We start from the raw sequence: 19,230 nt of genomic DNA on the forward strand, positions 1-19,230 counted from the left end.
TTATGAGGGAATAGGTAAAACTATGAATGATTTTTCACTTTGCCATACTTCCCACCGCCACCAACTTCGAGATGTAAGGTCCCTTCTCGCGCCCCTACAATGTATCCGGCAATCTCGTCCCCAACGACGCTGGCTAACTCCTCTGGCGTTGCATGGTGTAAGACCTGCATCTCTGTTCCGAACTGGCTTAGCAATTGTTCTAGCTTCTTCGGGCCTAATCCTGGGATGTACTCTAAAGGGACTTGAAAATGGTACGGTGGTCGATGGGCTGGCTGATAAGACATCTCCCGATCAGCAATCGCCATGATTCGATCCATGACGCCGCGCACAATTTTGGCGCTGCCGCAATTGACGCAGCGTTCCACGGCTGTTTCGCCATCGTCGAGTACAGCCTCACAGACGCTGCAATAAGTTCGATGATATTTGCCTAATCGCGAATTCAAGCCATAGTTGGCTGTGACTCCTCGTCCATCCTGACGTCGAAGTGCTTTAACTAACTCTTCAAAGGTCGGTGCAGCGAGTTTCATCTGATTGTATTCACGACCTATTTTGGCCAAGGAATGGGCATCTGAATTCGTTATATAAGTGAAATCATCCAATTCTGAGATGTAGCCAGCCATGTCTGAATCGGCACTTAGCCCGAGTTCGACAGCAGGGATTTGCTTCACATCAAGCAAGTCGTTCATGCAGCTTGTCGCGCTGCCGTACACGCTCTTGTGCGGCGTGAAGATGTGCGCAGGGATCAGGATACCTCCCCTCCCCAACACCTCTTCTTGGAGATCACGTGCAGGCACATAGATGCGTTGAGAACTAAGCTCTACATTTTTCATATGCCGGCTCATCCATCCCGTAAATTCCTGCATCACTTGGAGGTTTGGCATATAGGCCAAAACATGCGCTGGCCCCATCCCAGGGTCTCTCACTTCAATTTCACTTCCCAAGATGATGGACGTATCCCGATACCGAATTCCCCCACCTTCGAGCTCCGCCATCTCTCCCTTATCCAAATACATCATAATTTCCTCTTGGACTGACGGTGAGTGCGTATCGATGATGGAGATAACTTCCATCCCTTTCCGGTTCGCAGCTTCATGAGCAATATTGAAAAAGGTAAGATTATTCGCTGCGCTAATTTTGACAGCTTGACCTTGCTCCGTTCGGCCTATATGAATATGCAAATCAACATAGTAATCCTTCAACATTTAGATCTGACCTGTTAACTTGTAAAGCTGCCAAGCATAAACGGCCATGATCGTCTTGGCGTCGCTAATCCGTCCCTCACGCATATACTGCTGCGCTTGTTCCAAAGTGATCGCTTCACAATCAAGGAATTCGTCCTCATCGGGGTTCGCGGTTCCCTTTACTAAATCTTCCGCTATGTATAAATGGATAATCTCATCCGCAAACCCAGGGGATGTGTAAAATGAGCTTACCAATCGAATGTTAGCTGTCTTATAGCCTGTCTCTTCCTCAAGCTCACGCAAAGCCGCTCTCATAGGCTCCTCACCGCTGTCGAGCTTACCTGCAGGAATTTCCACCTGACTCTTCTCAAGCGGCTTACGATACTGCTCTACGACGATCATTTTATCCCCTAGTAATGGGATTACCGCTACTGCACCTGGATGCTTAACAATTTCACGAGAAGCTGTCCCCCCATTAGGCAACTTCACTTGATCCACCTGAAGCGAAATTATTTTACCCTTGAAAATCATTTCGCTGCTTATTGTTGTTTCTTCAAATTTCTTATGTTCTGTCATCCGAGCACCTCATCCTCATTAATTGGTCTAACTTGTCCACATGCTGCATATCGTTCATTATATCAAATATTTTCTTGAAAAGAGGGTCTGTGATATGAAGAGCTATGTGAGTGACAAGCAAATTCGACTTGTAGGCAAAGCCTGGGAGATCAAATATCTCCTGCAACAAATGCTACAACACGGAGATCCGAAGATACCCTTGGTTGATTATTTGATTGGCTTGTACATATCTCAGAAAGCTACTTCACATGCAGCATCGCCCAATCTTCGAAGCATCCCTTCCTACAAATAAACGAAAACCGATTAGCCGCGCCAGTTGGCGGACGAATCGGTTTTTATTTTGTTCTAGATCTAAACCTTCGCAGCTTCTTTCACAAGCGCTACAACGAGCTCAGCCGTTTTGACGAGATCCTTTATCGCAATACGTTCTTTAACGGTATGAATGTCTAAATAACCAACGGCCAAATTCACCGTAGGAATCCCCATCCCGTTGAACACATTCGCGTCACTGCCGCCACCCGAGTGGAAGGTACTTGCCGTTAACCCGATCGTGCTCATCGCGCGAGAAGTTAATTGTACAACCGGTGCAGAATCATCATGCATGTAGGATGCGTAGACGATATCGGCATGGAATTCACAAGTTGTGCCAGCTTCTGCTGCAGCAGATTCACAAGCCTGTTTCATCGCTTCTATCTGTGCTTCCAATTTGTGCTGAACAATACTGCGTGCTTCCGCTTCCATCTTCACTTTATCACAGACCACGTTCAATGGGCCTACGCCCGAAAAGCTGCCAATGTTCGCTGTCGTTTCATTATCAATTCTGCCGAGGGACATGCGAGAAACGGCTTTACTAGCCACTTGGATAGCCGAGATGCCATCTTCCGGATTCACACCAGCGTGTGCTGTTTTGCCATGGAAAATGATTTCAATCTCTGCACGTCCAGGTGCCGCAGTTGCAATTGCACCGAGGTTCCCATTGGAATCTAATGCGAAGCCATAGTCAGCTTCCATACTGCTGCGCTCCATTGCGCGAGCACCCTTCAATCCACTTTCTTCCCCAGCAGTAATGACGAACTGAATACGACCATGCGGAATGTTCTGTTCTTTCAGAACTTGAATCCCTTCGAGCATAGCTGCAATTCCAGCTTTATCATCGCTGCCAAGAATTGTTGTGCCATCAGAACGAATATACCCATCTTCACCAATTTGCGGTTTAATACCATTTCCAGGAGCAACTGTGTCCATATGCGAAGTGAAGAAAATGGTAGGGATTGCTGGGTTGCTGTCTGTCGCTTCCAAGGTGCAGATTAAGTTACCTGCACCATGTCCACTCTTAGCCATCGAAGCATCCTCAACAACCTTCAAGCCAAGTTGGCTGAATTTCTCTTTGAGCACAACGCAAATGTCTTGCTCAAATCGAGTTTCACTATCCACCTTCACAAGTGATATGAACTCTTGAACTAAACGATCTTGCATAATCATGTACTTTCCTCCGATACACACTTTGAGTTACAATAAAACAGTACAAGCTTGGATGAAAAAGGAGTGAATCCCATGCTACAGAATAAGAAATGGTTTAAAGTCGTTATTTACATTATGCTCATCGTGATGTTGTTATCCAGTTTATTGTTTACAGCCGGATTATTTTTCACATCTTAATCCGTTAGTAAATTTTAGTATCCGCGTTGTAGCTTTCTAAATTTTCTTTCACTCTTTGTAGGAACCTTCCACAGATCACACCATCCAGAATCCTGTGATCGAGCGATAAACAAAGGTTAACCATGGAGCGAACCGCTATCATATCTTGAATCACGACAGGCTTCTTCACGATCGATTCGAACGTCACAATCGCTGCTTGCGGGTAGTTAATGATTGGGTATGACAGAATCGAACCGAAGGAGCCTGTATTATTAACGGTAAATGTACCGCCAACCATATCCGTGAGTGCTAATTTCCCCGCACGCGTTTTCTTCGTCAACTCATCAATTTCCCTTGCAAGTCCTGCGATATTCTTTTGATCTGCTTTCTTGATCACGGGAGTCATTACGGAATCTTCCGTGCCAACAGATAGGGAAATATTAATATCGCGTTTCACAATAATTTTATCAACAGCCCATACGGAATTTATAATCGGATAATCTTTGATCGCATTGACGACAGCTTTCAGCATGAACGCAAGGTATGTCAGGTTGATGCCCTCGCGGCGCATAAACTCATCCTTCACTTTGTTCCTCAGAACAACTAAATTCGTTACATCCACTTCAATCATGGTCCAAGCGTGAGGAATTTCGGTGACGCTTTGGCGCATCTTCGTAGCAATCGCATTACGCATTGGTGTTACATCAATGAAATGCTCATTCTTCGCATCCAGGTTGTGTCCTTCTGCTTCGAGCAGCGGCGTTTGTGGACTCGCTGATAAATGGATACCCGAGCTGCGAACAGGCTGACTCACTGGTTCCTCTTGCGCAACAGGGGAAACGGGTGCTGCTGCAGAAACTGCTTGAACAGCCGCAGGTGCCGCGTTAGCTCCATTGGATGAAATGAAAGTCTCTACATCCTTGCGAGTTATACGTCCACCAAGGCCTGTCCCTGCTACGCGTGACAAATCCACACGGTTATCTTGGGCAAGTCTGTGGACCGCTGGGGAGAAGCGGCCACGCATGCTTTGATCCGCGTCTTCGGACACAACAGCCGTATCTGTGACAGCAACAGACGCTAATGAAGCCGCCGCTGAGGTGCCAGCCGGCTCCTCAATGACACAAATCGCTTCGCCAACCGCAGCCGTTTCACCATCGCCGACAATAATTTTGATCAGCTTGCCCTCAATAGGACTAGGCATTTCTGTATTTACTTTCTCTGTGAAAAGCTCACAAAGAACGTCATATTGTTCAATATAATCGCCTGGCTTTTTCAGCCATTTGCCGATTGTAGCCGAAACGAGACTTTCCGCCAAATGCGGAACAGTAACCTCGGTGAGGCGGCCGGTTTGGTTCATACAAGTACCTCCTAATTTCGGAAAAGATCAACGAATAAGAACAAAGTTCTAGAATAAAGCAAGCTGACGCATAGCATCCTTCAACTTATCAGCATTCAGAAGGAAAAACTTCTCCATCGGAGGATTGCTGGCAACGGCAGGAACATCAGGGCCGCATAATCTTGCGATTGGCGCATCTAACTCAAACAGCATTTCTTCCGCGATAATGGCAGATACTTCTGCGCCTACACCACCGGTCTTGTTGTCCTCATGCGTAATGAGTACTTTGCCTGTTTTTCTAGCAGCTTCTAGGATCGCATCGCGATCGAGTGGCTGCAAGGTACGCAAATCAAGAACATGTGCCGAGATACCTTCCTTAGCCAGCTCTTCTGCGGCTTGAAGCACATAATTGACTACCATGCCATAGGCGATGACGGTAATATCCGTTCCTTGACGCTTCACGTCAGCTTTACCGATAGGTACAATGTAGTCTTCTTCCGGAACTTCGGCCGATAATGCCAAGTAACACTTCTTATGTTCAAAATAAAGCACAGGATCGCCATCGCGAATAGCGGCTTTCAGCAAACCTTTGGCGTCATAAGGGTTCGATGGGGCTACGATTTTCAGGCCTGGTGTACCAAAGAACACCGATTCTGGACATTGTGAATGGTACAACGCACCGGCGCCTGTTGCACCATAGGGTGCGCGAATGACAATCGGGCAGCTCCAGTCATTGTTCGAACGATAGCGAATTTTCGCAGCTTCGCTCAGGATTTGGTTCGTTGCCGGGAAAATAAAATCGGCAAATTGAATTTCTGCAATTGGCTTCATCCCATACATCGCTGCACCGATGGCAACACCAACGATTGCCGATTCTGCAAGTGGGGTGTCCATCACGCGTTCTTCGCCAAATAGATCGCGAAGCCCCTTGGTCGTGTTAAGAACACCACCTTTTCCTACATCCTCACCTAGAACGAATACGTTATCATCCTGTTGCATTTCCTCTTGCATCGCAGAACGGATTGCTTCCAAATACGTTATAACAGCCATCTATTTGCCATCTCCTTCCGCATAAACATGAAGAAGCGTATCTTCCGGCTTCGGATAAGGGGCAAGATCAGCATACTTCGTGGCTTCATTAACTTCTTGCTTTTGGCGTTCTTGAAGTGCTAGATCTTGTTCTTCACTCCACAGCTCACAAGCGATGAGATATTCCTTGAACTTCAAGATGCCATCTTTCTTGCGATTTTCTTCGACTTCTTCCTTCGTACGGTACAGCATATCGTCATCCGATGTGGAATGCGGCATAATGCGATAGCACATCATCTCGATCAATGTTGGACCTTCTCCACGAAGGGCTCTTTCTCTTGCTTCTTTCGTTACGCGATACATTTCTAAGACATCCGTACCATCGACCTGAACACCTGGGAAGCCGTATCCAATCGCACGATCCGCGATTTTCCCTGCTACCTGCTTATGAAGTGGGACAGAAATTGCGTACTGGTTATTTTCGCATACGAAAATAACCGGCAGTTTATGTACTCCTGCGAAATTACAGCCTTCATGGAAATCCCCTTGGTTGCTGGAACCTTCCCCGAATGAAACGAAAGTAACGAAATCCTGTTTTTTCATTTTCGCCGCCAAAGCAATCCCCGCTGCATGCGGAACTTGCGTAGTAACAGGTGAAGATGCCGTTACGACATGATTTTTACGATCACCGAAATGCCCTGCCATTTGTCTTCCGCCGCTATTCACATCTTCTGCTTTACAGAAAATAGCGAGCATGAGATCTTTCACAGTCATCCCAACCGATAAAACGAACGCATAATCGCGGTAATAGGGCAAGAAATAATCCTTCTGAGACTGCATCGCGAAGGCCATGCCTACTTGTCCGGCATATTGTCCCATTCCTGAAACGTGAAACGGAATTTTGCCAGCGCGTTGCAGCATGAAAGCACGCTCATCAAATTTAGTTGCAAGGCTCATGACCGTATACATACGTACGGCTTCATCATCGGATAATCCTAAACTTCTGTGCTTATATAGCTGACCAATGGACATGGAGTTTGCCTCCTTAGTGAGATTAAATGGCTTTATAAACTTAATACCTGGTCCTAGTACTTGACTCTATAAGCATATTATAAACGCAAACGTTTATGATTACAATTTTTATCCGCTAATTGCAATGCCATCCACAGCTAGCATCGCTTCACCCAAAGCCTCCGAAAGTGTAGGATGCGGGTGAATGGTCTGTCCAACTTCCCAAGGCGTTGCATTCAACACTTGGGCTAGCGCTGCTTCTGTAATGCTATTGGTTACTTGGGGGCCAATCATGTGAACCCCTAGAATATCATTCGTATCTTTATCTGCAATTACTTTCACAAAGCCATCGGAATCCCCATAAACTAGAGCTTTCCCTATTCCCTTAAAACTAAATTTACCAACTTTCACTTGGCGGCCTTGATCAATCGCCTGCTGCTGGGTCCAGCCAACACTGGCAATCTCAGGTCTTGTATAGGTACATTTGGCTACCAGGTGCGTCTGCAGTTCATCCGGATGATGGCCGGCGATATGTTCTGCTGCAACAATTCCCTCGTGGCCTGCCATATGCGCCAGCATGAGCCCACCGATTACATCACCAACCGCATAGATATGGGATTCCGTCGTTTGCATGTAGCGATTAACGCGAATTACGCCTTTATCAATTTTGATATCCGTATTCTCAAGCCCCATTGCTTCTACATTCGCTACGCGGCCAACCGAAACTAGCACTCGTTCAGCGGATAGTTCATATATCTCTCCCTGCTTGTCCACTTGCATCGTAACCTTGCCATCTGTCACTTTCACAGACTCAGGCAGCAACTTCGTACCCGTCTCCAGCTTAATCCCGCGTTTCTTGAATAAACGCTCCAACTCTTTAGAAACATCTTCGTCTTCTAAGCTGACTAAATGCTTATCGACTTCTACAATCGTTACCTCCACGCCAAAATCGTTCAACATCGAAGCCCATTCAACACCGATGACGCCACCGCCAACAATGATGATCGACTTCGGCAGACTCTCCATCCGCAGTGCATCTTCACTGGTAATAATCGAAGTACCGTCTATCTCTAATCCAGGCAAACTGCGCGGTCTAGAGCCCGTAGCAATAATTAAATTGCTCGAAAGGAGTGTTTCAATATCTCCATCCTCCTTCTCAACCGAAACAGCACCGCTGCGTGGTGAGAAAATCGAAGGTCCGATAATTCGCCCATTTCCATGGTGAATGGCAATCTTATTCTTTTTCATCAGAAATTGAAGTCCTTGATGCAGTTGATCGACAATTCGTTGCTTACGTACTAAAACTTGGTCAAAATTCAACGAGATCGATGCTGCTGAGATGCCATAATCCTCGCTATGCTTCATCGCGGCATAAACTTCAGCACTTCTAAGCAAGGCTTTACTTGGGATACAGCCCTGATGCAGGCACGTACCGCCCATTTTATCACGTTCGACAATCGCCACAGACTTCCCAAGCTGTGCAGCACGAATTGCTGCGGTATACCCGCCGATTCCGCCACCTAAAACCACAACATCATATCTATGTTCACTCATGCTTGGTAAGCCTCCTATGAAACAATTACTTGTTATATGTATATGTGCGTCTCTATTATATTACCCTTTTTTGGGATCGAAGTCATAGTCTTATTTATGAGAAAAACTTCTATCGAAGCAATTCGAGGATGAGCGACCGTGTTTTAAATGCTGCTTTTAACGCCAATAACAATTTGTTTTTCCGAGCACCGGAAACTAATAAATTCTTGTGTGGGGAATTAGACACGCTAGCTGTTTCAGGTTATGATGTTAGAAAAAACATGTTTCATGTCAGCTAAGGAGTTACTATGAAAGCACCCTTTTATCGTTTTATTGCTATTCTACTTCTCGTTATTCCTGGAATAACCGCTACTTATGGCTTTCTCGCAATGAAAGATGCCTTTTTCGCACAATTCGATACAGTTGCTAATAGCGGTATGTTATGGGGGAAATTCTTCTTAGGCTTGGTACTATTTCTGATCGGAGTTGCCTTTATTGGCGGTTGGACCTTTTTCAGAGATCGCAAGCGGAATTATCTAGCCCCGCGATTCAAACCAAAACGCAACAAATAGACCGGACAATACGTCCGGTCTTTTTTCATAACATCCCTCATTCTACACCGACAAGCTTCCACACGACATGACTCGCACGCTTAAGAATCCAGTGAAGTTGGAACAGACTCAAACCAATGAAAACACAGGAAAGAGCGATAGTGGAAAGTGCCTCTTTCCGCCATTTCATTGGTTGATGGGTTAACGCTTGTAAGCTTTTAATATCTACAAGACGAGCACCAATTTTCATTCGAACAAGCAAGGCACTTCCCATATTTGCTATGCCTTTCGCTACAAAATCACTCATATACGATTGTACACCGACGGTAATCAGCCATTCTCCACCCTTTTCATAGGCTAACATTAGAGCGGCATCTTCACTGTTACCCATACAGGGCAAGACATGATGAGACTCAACGTAGTCAGTAGGAGAACTATTATTAAGGATCCCCTGAGGATTCGGGTAGGTGTGCACGATGATTTCTGCACCACACTTCCATACTTGTTTCGAAATTTGCTCTGCATCACTTACAACTACATCTGGAAGATAACCGCTTGATAATAGCGCATCAGCCCCTGCACCAACGCCAAGTAATAGCGGCTTAAACGCCGTTATAAAACCACTAGCCGCTTGCAGATCTTTCTTATACCCTTTTCCATCGGACACTACCAGGATTGGTTTACCCTTGAATTGCGTGCGTAACGGCAAGTTGGGCAAAGAATCTCTGACTGCTTGTTTTTCTCGCATAGCAAATGCCAGTGTATGTTCAATAAAGAGCTCCCATCGTTCACTTGCCTTCTCATTTGCAGCCTGTTGCGCCAACAGCCAATCTTCTCGTGTAAATGATTTACAAGAGATAGATTGACCGCCCACTTGGATCATATTTTGATAAATGATCATTTCTGCTTCCGGCAGAAAGGTTTCAGCATGAACGGCGTCCACTTCAATAATCGGGATATTTTTTTGCAAAAGTAATAGTGGACCTTCCGTCGGAAACACACCACTCATAGCTTGCCCACAATGAACGATCGCTTTCACTCTTCGATCCAGCAGTTCTTGTGCATGTTCTTCCTCGATATCACTTTGTGATGTCACGAGTATACGACCGCTTGAAAGCTGTTCAAACGTTTCAAATACTCCTGTTATTTTAGCTATTTTCCCTTTGCAAATTAGGTTAGGCTTCGCGGCAAATAAGGATAAGGATGACCAATTCATGGTTAGACACCTAGCTTTCCTAACGTAAGTCTCATGGCCTACCTAATTTACCCGAACCCACAAAATTCTATGTATATTTTAAGCTTTGGATGGCAAGCATTGTTTATAATCGTCAAGAAAGGAGAGGACATCTATGGAGCTAAACATGAGCGCAGACGAAGTGATAGGCCAAATTGTACAGCTTCACAGTACAGGGGAATCGCTGGCCAAAAAAAATGTGAAGAAGCTGCATCCTGAACTTATGAAAAATGCCCTGTATTACTACCCAAGCTGGGAACATGCTTTACAGAAGACTGGAGTCAGCACCATAGTTCACTAAACATACATAGGTTGTACACTGATGCTCCGTGGGGAAGATCTCTGCGGGGCCGTTTTATGACCTACTCGTCAAGTACTTCCCACTCCACTTGAACTATCCGATCAACCCATGTCCGAATTTTCACTTCGATCGCATGCTCGATCTCTTCGTCCGTCATTTCACCAAGCTTATGCTCGGCAATTTGGAGAACCTCCGTTTTCGTCGTTTCGCCATCTACCGCTAATTGAATTTGAATGCGCATGTCGTTCACCCTTTTCATTATCTTTTCATTATCTTTTCATTATCAACTAAACTTTCCATTGCCTCTTCCTCATCACCTGTTACAATAGAAATATACACGTACACTATAAATAGAAAAGAGGAATGACAATGTCCCGATCACAAGCTCAAAAATTGCGTCAACGTCAAATCCGTGAAGGCAAGATAGATCCCCAAATTCAGCGATTGCACTGGCACGGTACCAATCCAGTAACCAGAACAACACCGACTCGAATAGAACTTCAGTACAAACAACAGAATAAACACAAATCAAGGAATTTGAACCATACTGATAACCATGGCGATAATTCCTTTTCTCATTCTTGGCCTTCAATTTCCCGAATGGAAATCCCTTGTTGAGCCGCGTAATGAATCATTTCTTCTTTCTCTGATGGGCGAAAATGATACTTGCAATCAAACCCATTGAAGAATAACTGCCACTGTTTAACGCCACCTTGTTCATCAACCTCAAGCTCAGCTACATATAAAGAATCAGGCTCATCCTCGAACTGCAAACCGATGTGAATGAACGTCTGACCCTCCGAATATTCCTGTTCACAATAGTCCATGATCATGTCCAGATGACCTCCTATTGAATAAAATCTTTTTTATTTATATAATATACTAATGCAACTGAGCAAACAAAGAGAAAAGCATGTTAATTTATGAATTTGCGATGTAGAATGTCTTGCTGAGCAAACTCTTGGGAGGAAATACATATGGCCTACGATCCGCAGGTAGTTGATGCAACAATAGTGAGTGATAATAAAAAGAATGGACTTTTCGAGGTTGTTGTTTCCTTGAAGGACCGTAACAAATGTCGTCTTTTCTTTGAAAGAGATGCTGAAACTGGCATCGGCCGCGTAACGGATTTGAACCGTTTGATGAAAGAACCTTGCCCAATCTGCCGTAAGGATTACTTGTGTAACTGTCTGGATCGCTATAAGCATTCCATCGCTGATCAAGCCTTAACTTTCATTAAGTAATTCGCATGAACATGCAGAACCCCTTAGCCGCATTGGCTAGGGGGTTTCTTGTATGACATGAATTATTCGTAGATAACACGGTAGAGACCCTCTAGTAAACTCTGGTAATTTCTCGGATCATACGTAATCTCTGTAAAGGATACTTGAATAACCTTATTACTGGTCTTCACAATAAAAAAACTATCCGAGCTATTCTCAGCATCAATATACGTATAGCATACCAACTGACTACTACCTGTCTGTTTTCGCAGAAATGCCGTCGCTTCTTCACTCTCATTCGCGAACTTAGGCATACGTCCACCGCCTTCTAAGCCAACCCAATAATCATGACTGTGATGTCTTTTTTCTCTTCAATGCAAGATATCCACCTAGGAGTGACACGGGTACAATGGCCACTAGTCCAATCAATTCGTACCACAGCGGGATCAGATCCTGCGTTAATATCGAATCAAACCCAATCCCTGCGCCGATAACCCCAATAATCGCTGCGTTGAATAGTTCTCCTCGTTTGGCAACCTTCGCTGTGAAGTAGCTACCTAGAAACGTCCAGAACAAGCCAACGACCAGAAATAATAGTAAAAGACCTGCATTTGAATAAATCGCATTTACATCTTGATCTTCCATCGGGCTGTTAGCAAAATATAGACTACCAATCACCCCTGACGATAACATCGTCCCGATATTATCAATCGCTATTCCTAGCACAACGGCTAGAAAATGAAATTTTCGTACACTTTTTTGTTCCGACATAGACTCTTCTTCTCTCCTGCTCACATCTGACTATTAACCTAACCATAATACCATGTGACATCGCTAGTAGCTAGTTCAGATCGAACTATAACCCTGTACTATGCCTGTACCCACCAATTCGCTTGCGGATAGGACTGCACTTCGGAGCCCTTAATAATTATGGTTTGTCCGATAGGTGGAGTGATCATTTTAACTCCTTTGGCCGCAGCAGCCTTCGCGGCGCGTGACACAGGATCATTCCAAGCATGTATGGCCAATGTGAAGGCACCCCAATGGATCGGCAGCATAACCTTCCCTCTCACGTCCAAATGTGCTTGAACGGTTTCTTCCGGCATTAAGTGAATATCCGCCCAACGCTCATCATATTGCCCACATTCCATCAATGTCAGATCGAAAGGACCATATTTATCACCAATTTGCTTAAAATGAGGTGTATACCCACTGTCCCCGCTAAAGAATATACTTGAACTCTTTCCTTTGATCACCCAGGAACACCATAAGGTCGCCCCACGATCATTCGTACTGCGTCCAGAGAAATGATTGGCAGGCGTACAAGCCAGTTCCAGCCCTTCGAACGCCATTTCCTCCCACCAATCATGCTCCTCAATTGTGGCTGCTGGAACTCCCCAGCGGATTAAATGAGCACTTACACCTAGTGGGACAATAAACCGTTTCACTTTATGTTTAATTTTCATAATCGAGCCATAATCCAAATGATCGTAATGATCATGTGATAAAATGACGGCATCAATCTGCGGGAGTTCTGCAATCTCAAATGGAATTCCGCCGCTGTATCTGTTTTTCCCCACCCATGGAAATGGCGAAGGCGTTCTTCCAAACATCGGATCAAGGAGCAAGACTTTCCCATCGATTGTTAGCAAGCTAGCCGAGTGCCCGAACCATGTAACAGTTGTATCGCCATTCACACTAAACTGTGGTTTCTCCATCGGCAAAAGGGACTTGGGACGCCGGTGAGGGCTGCCTTTGATCATATCACGCAAGATCCCGAGCGTTGTGCTGAAGCTCATATTCATCATTGCTGGGACTGGATTCTCGAACTTGTTGTGCGCATATTGTGGAGACTGTCCAAACCTCAATATTTCAGACTCAGATGGTCTACGGCCGAATACCGGATACAATTTCATAAAAAGAACATACGCGCCAATCAAAATCACAATGATCACTACGGTCAATAACATTCTCGCTGCCTCCATACTTCTAATTCCGCTTACACCTTTCTCCTGTTACAAAGAATAAGCTATGGTGTAATAACGTACCAACGTATCCCTTGGTTCCAAGTTTTCAGTCCCCCCTCTAACTCCAAATTTATTTCAGAGGACAGGGACATTAGCACAATCAGTCGTTTCGCCCAAACATTCCTCAGAAATAGTCATAAGCTATCTCGAAACACAAACCAAATATCCCATTGGAGGTTGATTCGAATGAGTTGTGGAACTGGCGGATATGGTACTTCTGCAGCAGCTGTTTTGGTACTTTTCATCTTATTGGTTATTATCACTAGCGCATTTGTTTGGTAATTCAAAACTAATACAGAAGGACTACCTAGATTGTCTAGGTAGTTTTTCTGCTTCCCATCTCATTCATGCAACTTCAAAAATGAAATTAAAAAGAACGCTCTGACTCGAGCGTCCTTGATCTGATATTTATTATAAAGCTCCTAACTGTCTCAGGAAACCTTGTGCTCGATTCTGAGCTTGTCGGCAACCATCGCGATGAACTCGGAGTTGGTAGGCTTAGATTTCGAGATATTAATCGTATATCCGAAAATGAAGGAAATACTGTCGATGTTGCCGCGCGTCCAAGCGACTTCAATCGCATGACGGATGGCACGTTCGACGCGGCTCGGTGTCGTTTTGTATTTTTCAGCAATAGCTGGATAAAGTGTTTTGGTGATAGCGCCTAGAATTTCAATATTGTTATACACCATCGTAATGGCTTCACGTAAATATTGATAGCCTTTAATATGCGCAGGCACGCCAATTTCATGAATAATGCTCGTAATATTGGCATCCAAATTCTTACCTTTAGGCATATGTACGACATTCGCACGAGGTGTTGATGACGTTGTAGTTGTTGTAGAAGAGTTACCTGCAAGTTGACGAATACGATTCGTAAGGGTTTCCATATCAAATGGTTTTAATATGTAATATGAAGCGCCAAGCTGTACGGCTTTTTGTGTAATATTTTCTTGACCGAACGCCGTTAGCATAATGATTTTGGGCTGAGAAGGAAGATTCATCTCTCGCATTTTCTCCAGAACACCTAGTCCATCCAGATGAGGCATAATAATATCTAAAATGAGAACATCGGGCAGCTCACGTTGTTGCTCCAAAAATCGAAGAACCTCGTTACCATTGTACGCAACGCCCATAATTTCCATATCCTCTTGTTCACCAATGAACTCTGACAATAGATGGGTGAATTCTCGGTTATCGTCTGCAAGTAATACCTGAATTTTTTGCAACTGAATTTCCTCCTTTAGCTACTAAAACAAGTTGGTATTTTTCTCTCTTAAGTAAAGGTATTCGACAGCTCTTTTTAAAATCCTTCTGTCGAATATTATTTTTCTTTTCTTTTGTTTGAGTTTCTTATATAATATAATATTTATCTTCTATTTCCAACATTTTTCGACATGAAGTCACTAAACTCGCTATTCTTCCGTAAGATAAGGTTGAAAAAAAATAAAGAACTAAAGGCTATTAACTCACCTTTAGTTCTTTGTCCATGTTCCCTGATGTTGGCCGAAGGATAATTCCGGAGTCCTGCAGCATCCATTCGATAAAGCAGCCATAGCCACTCGTTGGATCATTCACGAATACGTGTGTGACTGCACCAATTAATTTACCATTTTGAACAATTGGAGAGCCGCTCATACCCTGCACAATGCCACCCGTTTTATCCAATAAACGCGGATCCGTAATTTTGATTACCATACCTTTCGTACCCGGTACGTCTTGTTTGGATACATGAACAACTTGGATGTCAAACTTTTCTACCTTTTGACCTTCCAACACCGTGTAGATTTGGGCTGGCCCTTCTTTCACTTCTTCTGCGAAAGCAACGGGAATCGCTTCTTTGTCTAAGCTGTGATCAGGAGCCCCATACATTTTCCCAAAAATCCCGAAAGCCGTATTACGCTCAATATTACCAATCACCTTACTGTCTTTGTAGAGCGTAGCATGCTTTTCACCAGGATCTCCATTATGGCTTTTGGAAATTGACGTCACATTCGAATACACAATGTCACCATCGCCCACAATAATGGGTGTCTGGGTATCCATATCCGTTATGACATGTCCTAGTGCCCCGTAGACACCTTGATCTGGTGCATAGAAGGTTAAAGTCCCCACACCTGCCGCTGAATCGCGAATGTACAGACCTAAGCGGTAAGACTTATCAACGACGTCATACACGGGCTGAAGTTTCACAACAATTTCTTGATTATTTCTTAAAATTTGCAGAACAAGAGGATTTTTGCCCTCACCTGATTTGGCCACTAGCTCTGCGACCTTACTAACATCCTTAGAATCCTTGCCATTAATTTTGGTAATTAAATCGCCAACTTGGATTTTCGCTTCTTCTCCAGGCGAAACTTTTTGTTCAGAGGCAACCGTCACCAGATGGTGACCTACAACCAATATACCGGCAGATTTAATTTTTACACCGATCGTCTGGCCCCCTGGGATTACTTTTAAATCAGGCACGACATTCACTTTGACAGTCTTGATAGGAATAGCTCCAAACAGCTTGAGCTTCATTTCCGTTTGCCCAGAATGGTCGGATTGCAGAGAGATAGGTTCGTTCAAATTAACTTGAAATGAGTGCTTGGCGTTGCCGTTAACCTTCACAATATCCGTATCCTTGACCGTGACCTGGGCACTGACCGGCATCGTTAATTGAAGCTGCTTCCCTTGGCCGCTAAACAAGCGGAGTTCTTGTGGAAAGGAGGCGAAGCTCTGAAAAGGCGGGGACATACTGACCAAGCAAACGAAGAAGACGAGCAAGAGTCCGAACAATCTTTTTCTTTTGTTGGATTGCACTATCAACACGCTCCTTCAAAATTCCTTGAGCCCTGACGAATAACCTCGTCAATTGCGTACCTATAAGTTAACCCCAGTCCCCTTCTTTTATAACAGTAAATGATGACTATCTATACTTTCATACCCTTGCTTTCTTATTTTTTGCCATGGTAAGCATTTCACCAGCATGATGAAGCGTTGTTTCTGTTACTTCTACACCGCCAAGCATCCTCGCAAGCTCTTCAATTCGGCCAGCATCTGGCATATCTTGAACACGCGTGAACGTCCGTTCATGGTCCACTTCTTTCCGAATATAGAAATGAACATCTGCAAAGCTTGCAACCTGCGGTAAATGAGTAATGGAGAAGACCTGACAACTTTGCGAAAGAACAGACATTTTCTCCGCAATCGCTTGTGCTGCTCGTCCGCTAACCCCCGTATCAACCTCATCAAATACAAGCACTGGAATCTGGTCAATTCGTGCAAAAATAGCTTTCATTGCGAGCATAATACGGGAGAGCTCTCCTCCTGAAGCAATTTTACTTAATCCACGCAGAGGTTCCCCTGGGTTAGGTGCCATGAGGAACTCAACCTGGTCAATCCCTTGCCTGGAGAAGCGAACCTTGTTACCATCCACCTCTACGCCGCGGTCATCGATAATATGAGCGATCTGAACTCGGAACTGTGTCCGTTCCATTTGAAGATCACGTAATTCATGCTCAATCTGGGCAGAGAGATCACTCGCAATACCTTTACGCAGATTTGACAGGTCTAGCGCATGCACACCAACTTGCTTCTCAGCAAGTACCAGCTTTTCTTCTAATTTACGAATAATTTCATCTTTATTTTCAATCGTATCGACTTCATTCTTGATCTTTTCTAAATAGGTAAGAATCTCTTTAATATTCTCCCCATATTTTCGTCGAAGAGACGTGATTGTATCTAATCTTTGTTCGATATAATCCAAACGAGACGAATTGAATTCAATACTGTCGCGATAATCTCTAATTTGGTAGGCTGCATCTTCTAATTGATAAAAAGCCGATTGCGCCTGCTCTAGAATTGGAGTCAAATTCGTTGGATCCAATTGAACGATATCCTGAAGACGGGATACTGCCTTGCCAGCAGCATCTAGCCCACGATTCGTGGCATAGAGAAAATCATAAGCTTCAGACGAACTTTGATAAAGCTTCTCCGCATTAGCTAACTTGCGCTTCTCCTCTGCTAAGGTCTCATCTTCGCCTAATTTCAGCTTTGCTGATGAAATCTCTTCAATCTGGAACCGATACAGGTCTAACATTTGCAGTGCCTGTTTGCTCGTTTCTTGCAGATCGTTCAGCTCCTTTTGGAGCTTCATGTATTGATCATAGCTAGCTTGGTAAGCCGTCTTCGCTGTCTCAATCTCAGCATCCCCGAACAAATCCAAGGAATGAATATGCTCGTCCACATGTAGCAGGGATTGATGTTCATGTTGACCATGAATATTAACGAGCCACTCCCCGGTCTTGCGCAACATCGTCATATTCACAAGTTGTCCATTAATCCGACTAGAACTTTTGCCTGTCGCCGTAATCTCACGACGTATAATAAGATGCTCGGAAGCATTTGATTCAATCCCCAACTCTGTAAGCGTATGCCAAACCGGATGAGCAGCAGGCAAGTCAAACATGGCTTCAATCTCTGCTTTATCAGCACCATAACGAACTAATTCCGATGAACCTCTACCGCCGACAATCAGTGTTAATGCATCTATGATGATCGATTTCCCAGCGCCAGTTTCCCCTGTAAGGACGTGAAAACCCGCTTTAAACCGAATATGTACATGTTCAATAACAGCTAAATTCCGAATTGAAAGCTCTGTAAGCATGAACGCCTCCTGATTTTATGATAATAAGGACATGACTTCATTTACAAAAGTAACACTGTTCTCTTTCCCGCGGCAAATAACAAGAATTGTATCGTCTCCACAGATCGTTCCCATGACGCCATTCCACTCCAAATTATCAACTAAAGCACAAATCGTATTCGCTGTGCCTGGCAAACATTTCATCACAACCAAGTTGTCCGTATAATCAATGGAGACAAAATGGTCACTTAAAGCCCGCCGAAGCCGCTGCATGGGATTAAATCGTTGATCTGCCGGCATGGAATATTTATATCTGCCATCATCAAGCGGAACTTTAATAAGATGGAGTTCCTTAATATCTCTCGAAACGGTCGCTTGTGTGACATGAAATCCTGCCGCGCGCAGCGCCTCAACCAACTCATCTTGCGTTTCAATCTCATGATTAGTAATAATTTCTCTAATTTTTACATGCCTTTGACCTTTCATCCTTACACCTCTATGTGGAAAGTGATTTTTTTGATTTTGCTAATGGCCATCTCAACGTAAAGGATACCCTGTGCCTCAGGATAAATGAGGGTATAGGGCAGCAGCATGTCACGCACAGCGCTCCCTGTCATCTCCAGTGGTTTACGATCTCTCGCCACCTTCACAAGATAAACATCATCTTCCTTTTGCACAAAATAATCAATAAATAAGCGGCTTTCCAGCTGATCTCTCTCGCCTACGGACATGGTAATCGGGATTTTGGTCTTACCAGCAAGCACTTCGAAGCCAGCAGCTTCAAGCAGCTCAACAACATCATCCTCAGGAATATTCGCATGCCTTGGAATACGTCCTCTTCTGCGACTTGAACCCGTTGACCATTTCTGAAATCGCCAAAAGACGAAACCAACAACTACGATCCCAATTAACAAAATGACTCTTACATCGCCTTGTTCCATGTCCTTCACCTCGCCATAG

Annotated in this window: 24 protein-coding genes; 6 read left to right on the plus strand and 18 right to left on the minus strand. The window is 44.3% G+C overall.

Going from position 1 to position 19,230, the window contains the following annotated elements:
- Window positions 1-20: 20 nt before the first annotated feature.
- Entirely contained in the window at window positions 21-1,202 is a 1,182-nt protein-coding gene (locus tag ASG89_RS18035; RefSeq protein WP_057312160.1) for an endonuclease Q family protein, read from the minus strand.
- Window positions 1,203-1,757, minus strand: coding sequence for an NUDIX hydrolase (locus tag ASG89_RS18040; RefSeq protein ID WP_057312163.1), 555 nt, complete (start codon window positions 1,755-1,757; stop codon window positions 1,203-1,205).
- A 94-nt stretch (window positions 1,758-1,851) separates the two neighbouring features.
- Between ASG89_RS18040 and mciZ the strand changes: the two genes are divergently transcribed.
- Window positions 1,852-2,049 carry a Z-ring formation inhibitor MciZ gene (gene mciZ, locus ASG89_RS18045; RefSeq protein WP_057312165.1) on the plus strand — a complete coding sequence of 66 codons (198 nt, stop codon included), beginning with the start codon at window positions 1,852-1,854 and terminating at the stop codon, window positions 2,047-2,049.
- 59 nt (window positions 2,050-2,108) lie between these two features.
- Here the strand turns inward: mciZ and ASG89_RS18050 are convergent, their stop codons facing one another.
- Window positions 2,109-3,239: a M20/M25/M40 family metallo-hydrolase gene (locus ASG89_RS18050; RefSeq protein WP_057312166.1), complete on the minus strand. Its 1,131-nt coding sequence runs from the start codon at window positions 3,237-3,239 to the stop codon at window positions 2,109-2,111.
- Window positions 3,240-3,311: 72 nt separating this feature from the next.
- On the opposite strand from ASG89_RS18050, the gene prli42 reads away from it, so the two are divergent.
- Window positions 3,312-3,416, plus strand: a complete 105-nt coding sequence (gene prli42 / locus ASG89_RS36475) for a stressosome-associated protein Prli42 (RefSeq protein WP_157276701.1) — start codon at window positions 3,312-3,314, stop codon at window positions 3,414-3,416.
- Between the two features lie 4 nt (window positions 3,417-3,420).
- Here prli42 and ASG89_RS18055 read toward each other — a convergent pair whose 3' ends face one another.
- The 4 genes from ASG89_RS18055 to lpdA all read right to left on the minus strand — a co-directional run bounded on the left by ASG89_RS18055 (window position 3,421) and on the right by lpdA (window position 8,325).
- Window positions 3,421-4,752 (minus strand): dihydrolipoamide acetyltransferase family protein, encoded by a 1,332-nt coding sequence (locus ASG89_RS18055; RefSeq protein WP_057312167.1) that lies wholly within the window; start codon window positions 4,750-4,752, stop codon window positions 3,421-3,423.
- Between the two features lie 48 nt (window positions 4,753-4,800).
- The gene (locus ASG89_RS18060) at window positions 4,801-5,781 is read right to left on the minus strand and encodes an alpha-ketoacid dehydrogenase subunit beta (protein WP_057312168.1); all 981 of its coding nucleotides are present in this window, start codon (window positions 5,779-5,781) and stop codon (window positions 4,801-4,803) included.
- Window positions 5,782-6,792, minus strand: a complete 1,011-nt coding sequence (locus tag ASG89_RS18065) for a thiamine pyrophosphate-dependent dehydrogenase E1 component subunit alpha (protein WP_057312170.1) — start codon at window positions 6,790-6,792, stop codon at window positions 5,782-5,784.
- A 108-nt stretch (window positions 6,793-6,900) separates the two neighbouring features.
- Window positions 6,901-8,325: a dihydrolipoyl dehydrogenase gene (lpdA, locus tag ASG89_RS18070; protein WP_057312172.1), complete on the minus strand. Its 1,425-nt coding sequence runs from the start codon at window positions 8,323-8,325 to the stop codon at window positions 6,901-6,903.
- Window positions 8,326-8,612: 287 nt separating this feature from the next.
- Between lpdA and ASG89_RS18075 the strand changes: the two genes are divergently transcribed.
- A complete protein-coding gene (locus ASG89_RS18075) occupies window positions 8,613-8,876 on the plus strand; it encodes a DUF2627 domain-containing protein (protein WP_056614619.1) in 264 nt (87 codons plus the stop codon).
- 37 nt (window positions 8,877-8,913) lie between these two features.
- Here the strand turns inward: ASG89_RS18075 and steA are convergent, their stop codons facing one another.
- The gene (gene steA / locus ASG89_RS18080; RefSeq protein ID WP_057312175.1) at window positions 8,914-10,071 is read right to left on the minus strand and encodes a putative cytokinetic ring protein SteA; all 1,158 of its coding nucleotides are present in this window, start codon (window positions 10,069-10,071) and stop codon (window positions 8,914-8,916) included.
- A gap of 133 nt (window positions 10,072-10,204) precedes the next feature.
- Between steA and ASG89_RS18085 the strand changes: the two genes are divergently transcribed.
- Window positions 10,205-10,390: a hypothetical protein gene (locus ASG89_RS18085; protein ID WP_057312177.1), complete on the plus strand. Its 186-nt coding sequence runs from the start codon at window positions 10,205-10,207 to the stop codon at window positions 10,388-10,390.
- Between the two features lie 61 nt (window positions 10,391-10,451).
- Here ASG89_RS18085 and ASG89_RS18090 read toward each other — a convergent pair whose 3' ends face one another.
- Both ASG89_RS18090 and ASG89_RS18095 read right to left on the minus strand, forming a co-directional pair.
- Window positions 10,452-10,631, minus strand: coding sequence for a hypothetical protein (locus tag ASG89_RS18090; RefSeq protein WP_057312178.1), 180 nt, complete (start codon window positions 10,629-10,631; stop codon window positions 10,452-10,454).
- A gap of 334 nt (window positions 10,632-10,965) precedes the next feature.
- The gene (locus ASG89_RS18095) at window positions 10,966-11,223 is read right to left on the minus strand and encodes a hypothetical protein (RefSeq protein WP_057312181.1); all 258 of its coding nucleotides are present in this window, start codon (window positions 11,221-11,223) and stop codon (window positions 10,966-10,968) included.
- A gap of 144 nt (window positions 11,224-11,367) precedes the next feature.
- Between ASG89_RS18095 and ASG89_RS18100 the strand changes: the two genes are divergently transcribed.
- The gene (locus ASG89_RS18100) at window positions 11,368-11,634 is read left to right on the plus strand and encodes a hypothetical protein (protein WP_057312184.1); all 267 of its coding nucleotides are present in this window, start codon (window positions 11,368-11,370) and stop codon (window positions 11,632-11,634) included.
- Between the two features lie 62 nt (window positions 11,635-11,696).
- Here the strand turns inward: ASG89_RS18100 and ASG89_RS18105 are convergent, their stop codons facing one another.
- The 3 genes from ASG89_RS18105 to ASG89_RS18115 form a co-directional block, all read right to left on the minus strand.
- Window positions 11,697-11,927, minus strand: a complete 231-nt coding sequence (locus ASG89_RS18105; protein ID WP_057312186.1) for a hypothetical protein — start codon at window positions 11,925-11,927, stop codon at window positions 11,697-11,699.
- 31 nt (window positions 11,928-11,958) lie between these two features.
- A complete protein-coding gene (locus tag ASG89_RS18110; protein WP_057312187.1) occupies window positions 11,959-12,384 on the minus strand; it encodes a hypothetical protein in 426 nt (141 codons plus the stop codon).
- Between the two features lie 98 nt (window positions 12,385-12,482).
- Window positions 12,483-13,583, minus strand: a complete 1,101-nt coding sequence (locus ASG89_RS18115) for an MBL fold metallo-hydrolase (RefSeq protein ID WP_057312190.1) — start codon at window positions 13,581-13,583, stop codon at window positions 12,483-12,485.
- Between the two features lie 243 nt (window positions 13,584-13,826).
- Between ASG89_RS18115 and ASG89_RS36480 the strand changes: the two genes are divergently transcribed.
- The gene (locus tag ASG89_RS36480; RefSeq protein WP_157276702.1) at window positions 13,827-13,922 is read left to right on the plus strand and encodes a YjcZ family sporulation protein; all 96 of its coding nucleotides are present in this window, start codon (window positions 13,827-13,829) and stop codon (window positions 13,920-13,922) included.
- Window positions 13,923-14,071: 149 nt separating this feature from the next.
- Here ASG89_RS36480 and spo0A read toward each other — a convergent pair whose 3' ends face one another.
- The 5 genes from spo0A to ASG89_RS18140 form a co-directional block, all read right to left on the minus strand.
- Complete coding sequence (gene spo0A / locus ASG89_RS18120) at window positions 14,072-14,869, minus strand: sporulation transcription factor Spo0A (RefSeq protein ID WP_056614643.1); 798 nt, start codon at window positions 14,867-14,869, stop codon at window positions 14,072-14,074.
- A 235-nt stretch (window positions 14,870-15,104) separates the two neighbouring features.
- Window positions 15,105-16,445 carry a SpoIVB peptidase gene (spoIVB, locus tag ASG89_RS18125; RefSeq protein WP_057312191.1) on the minus strand — a complete coding sequence of 447 codons (1,341 nt, stop codon included), beginning with the start codon at window positions 16,443-16,445 and terminating at the stop codon, window positions 15,105-15,107.
- A 118-nt stretch (window positions 16,446-16,563) separates the two neighbouring features.
- Window positions 16,564-18,291, minus strand: coding sequence for a DNA repair protein RecN (recN, locus tag ASG89_RS18130; protein ID WP_057312192.1), 1,728 nt, complete (start codon window positions 18,289-18,291; stop codon window positions 16,564-16,566).
- A 15-nt stretch (window positions 18,292-18,306) separates the two neighbouring features.
- Window positions 18,307-18,756, minus strand: a complete 450-nt coding sequence (gene ahrC, locus ASG89_RS18135; RefSeq protein WP_057312193.1) for a transcriptional regulator AhrC/ArgR — start codon at window positions 18,754-18,756, stop codon at window positions 18,307-18,309.
- Window positions 18,757-18,758: 2 nt separating this feature from the next.
- Entirely contained in the window at window positions 18,759-19,211 is a 453-nt protein-coding gene (locus ASG89_RS18140; protein ID WP_057312194.1) for a hypothetical protein, read from the minus strand.
- Window positions 19,212-19,230: the final 19 nt, after the last annotated feature.

It is taken from the genome of Paenibacillus sp. Soil766 (assembly GCF_001428105.1).
Classification (GTDB): Bacteria; Bacillota; Bacilli; order Paenibacillales; family NBRC-103111; genus Paenibacillus_E.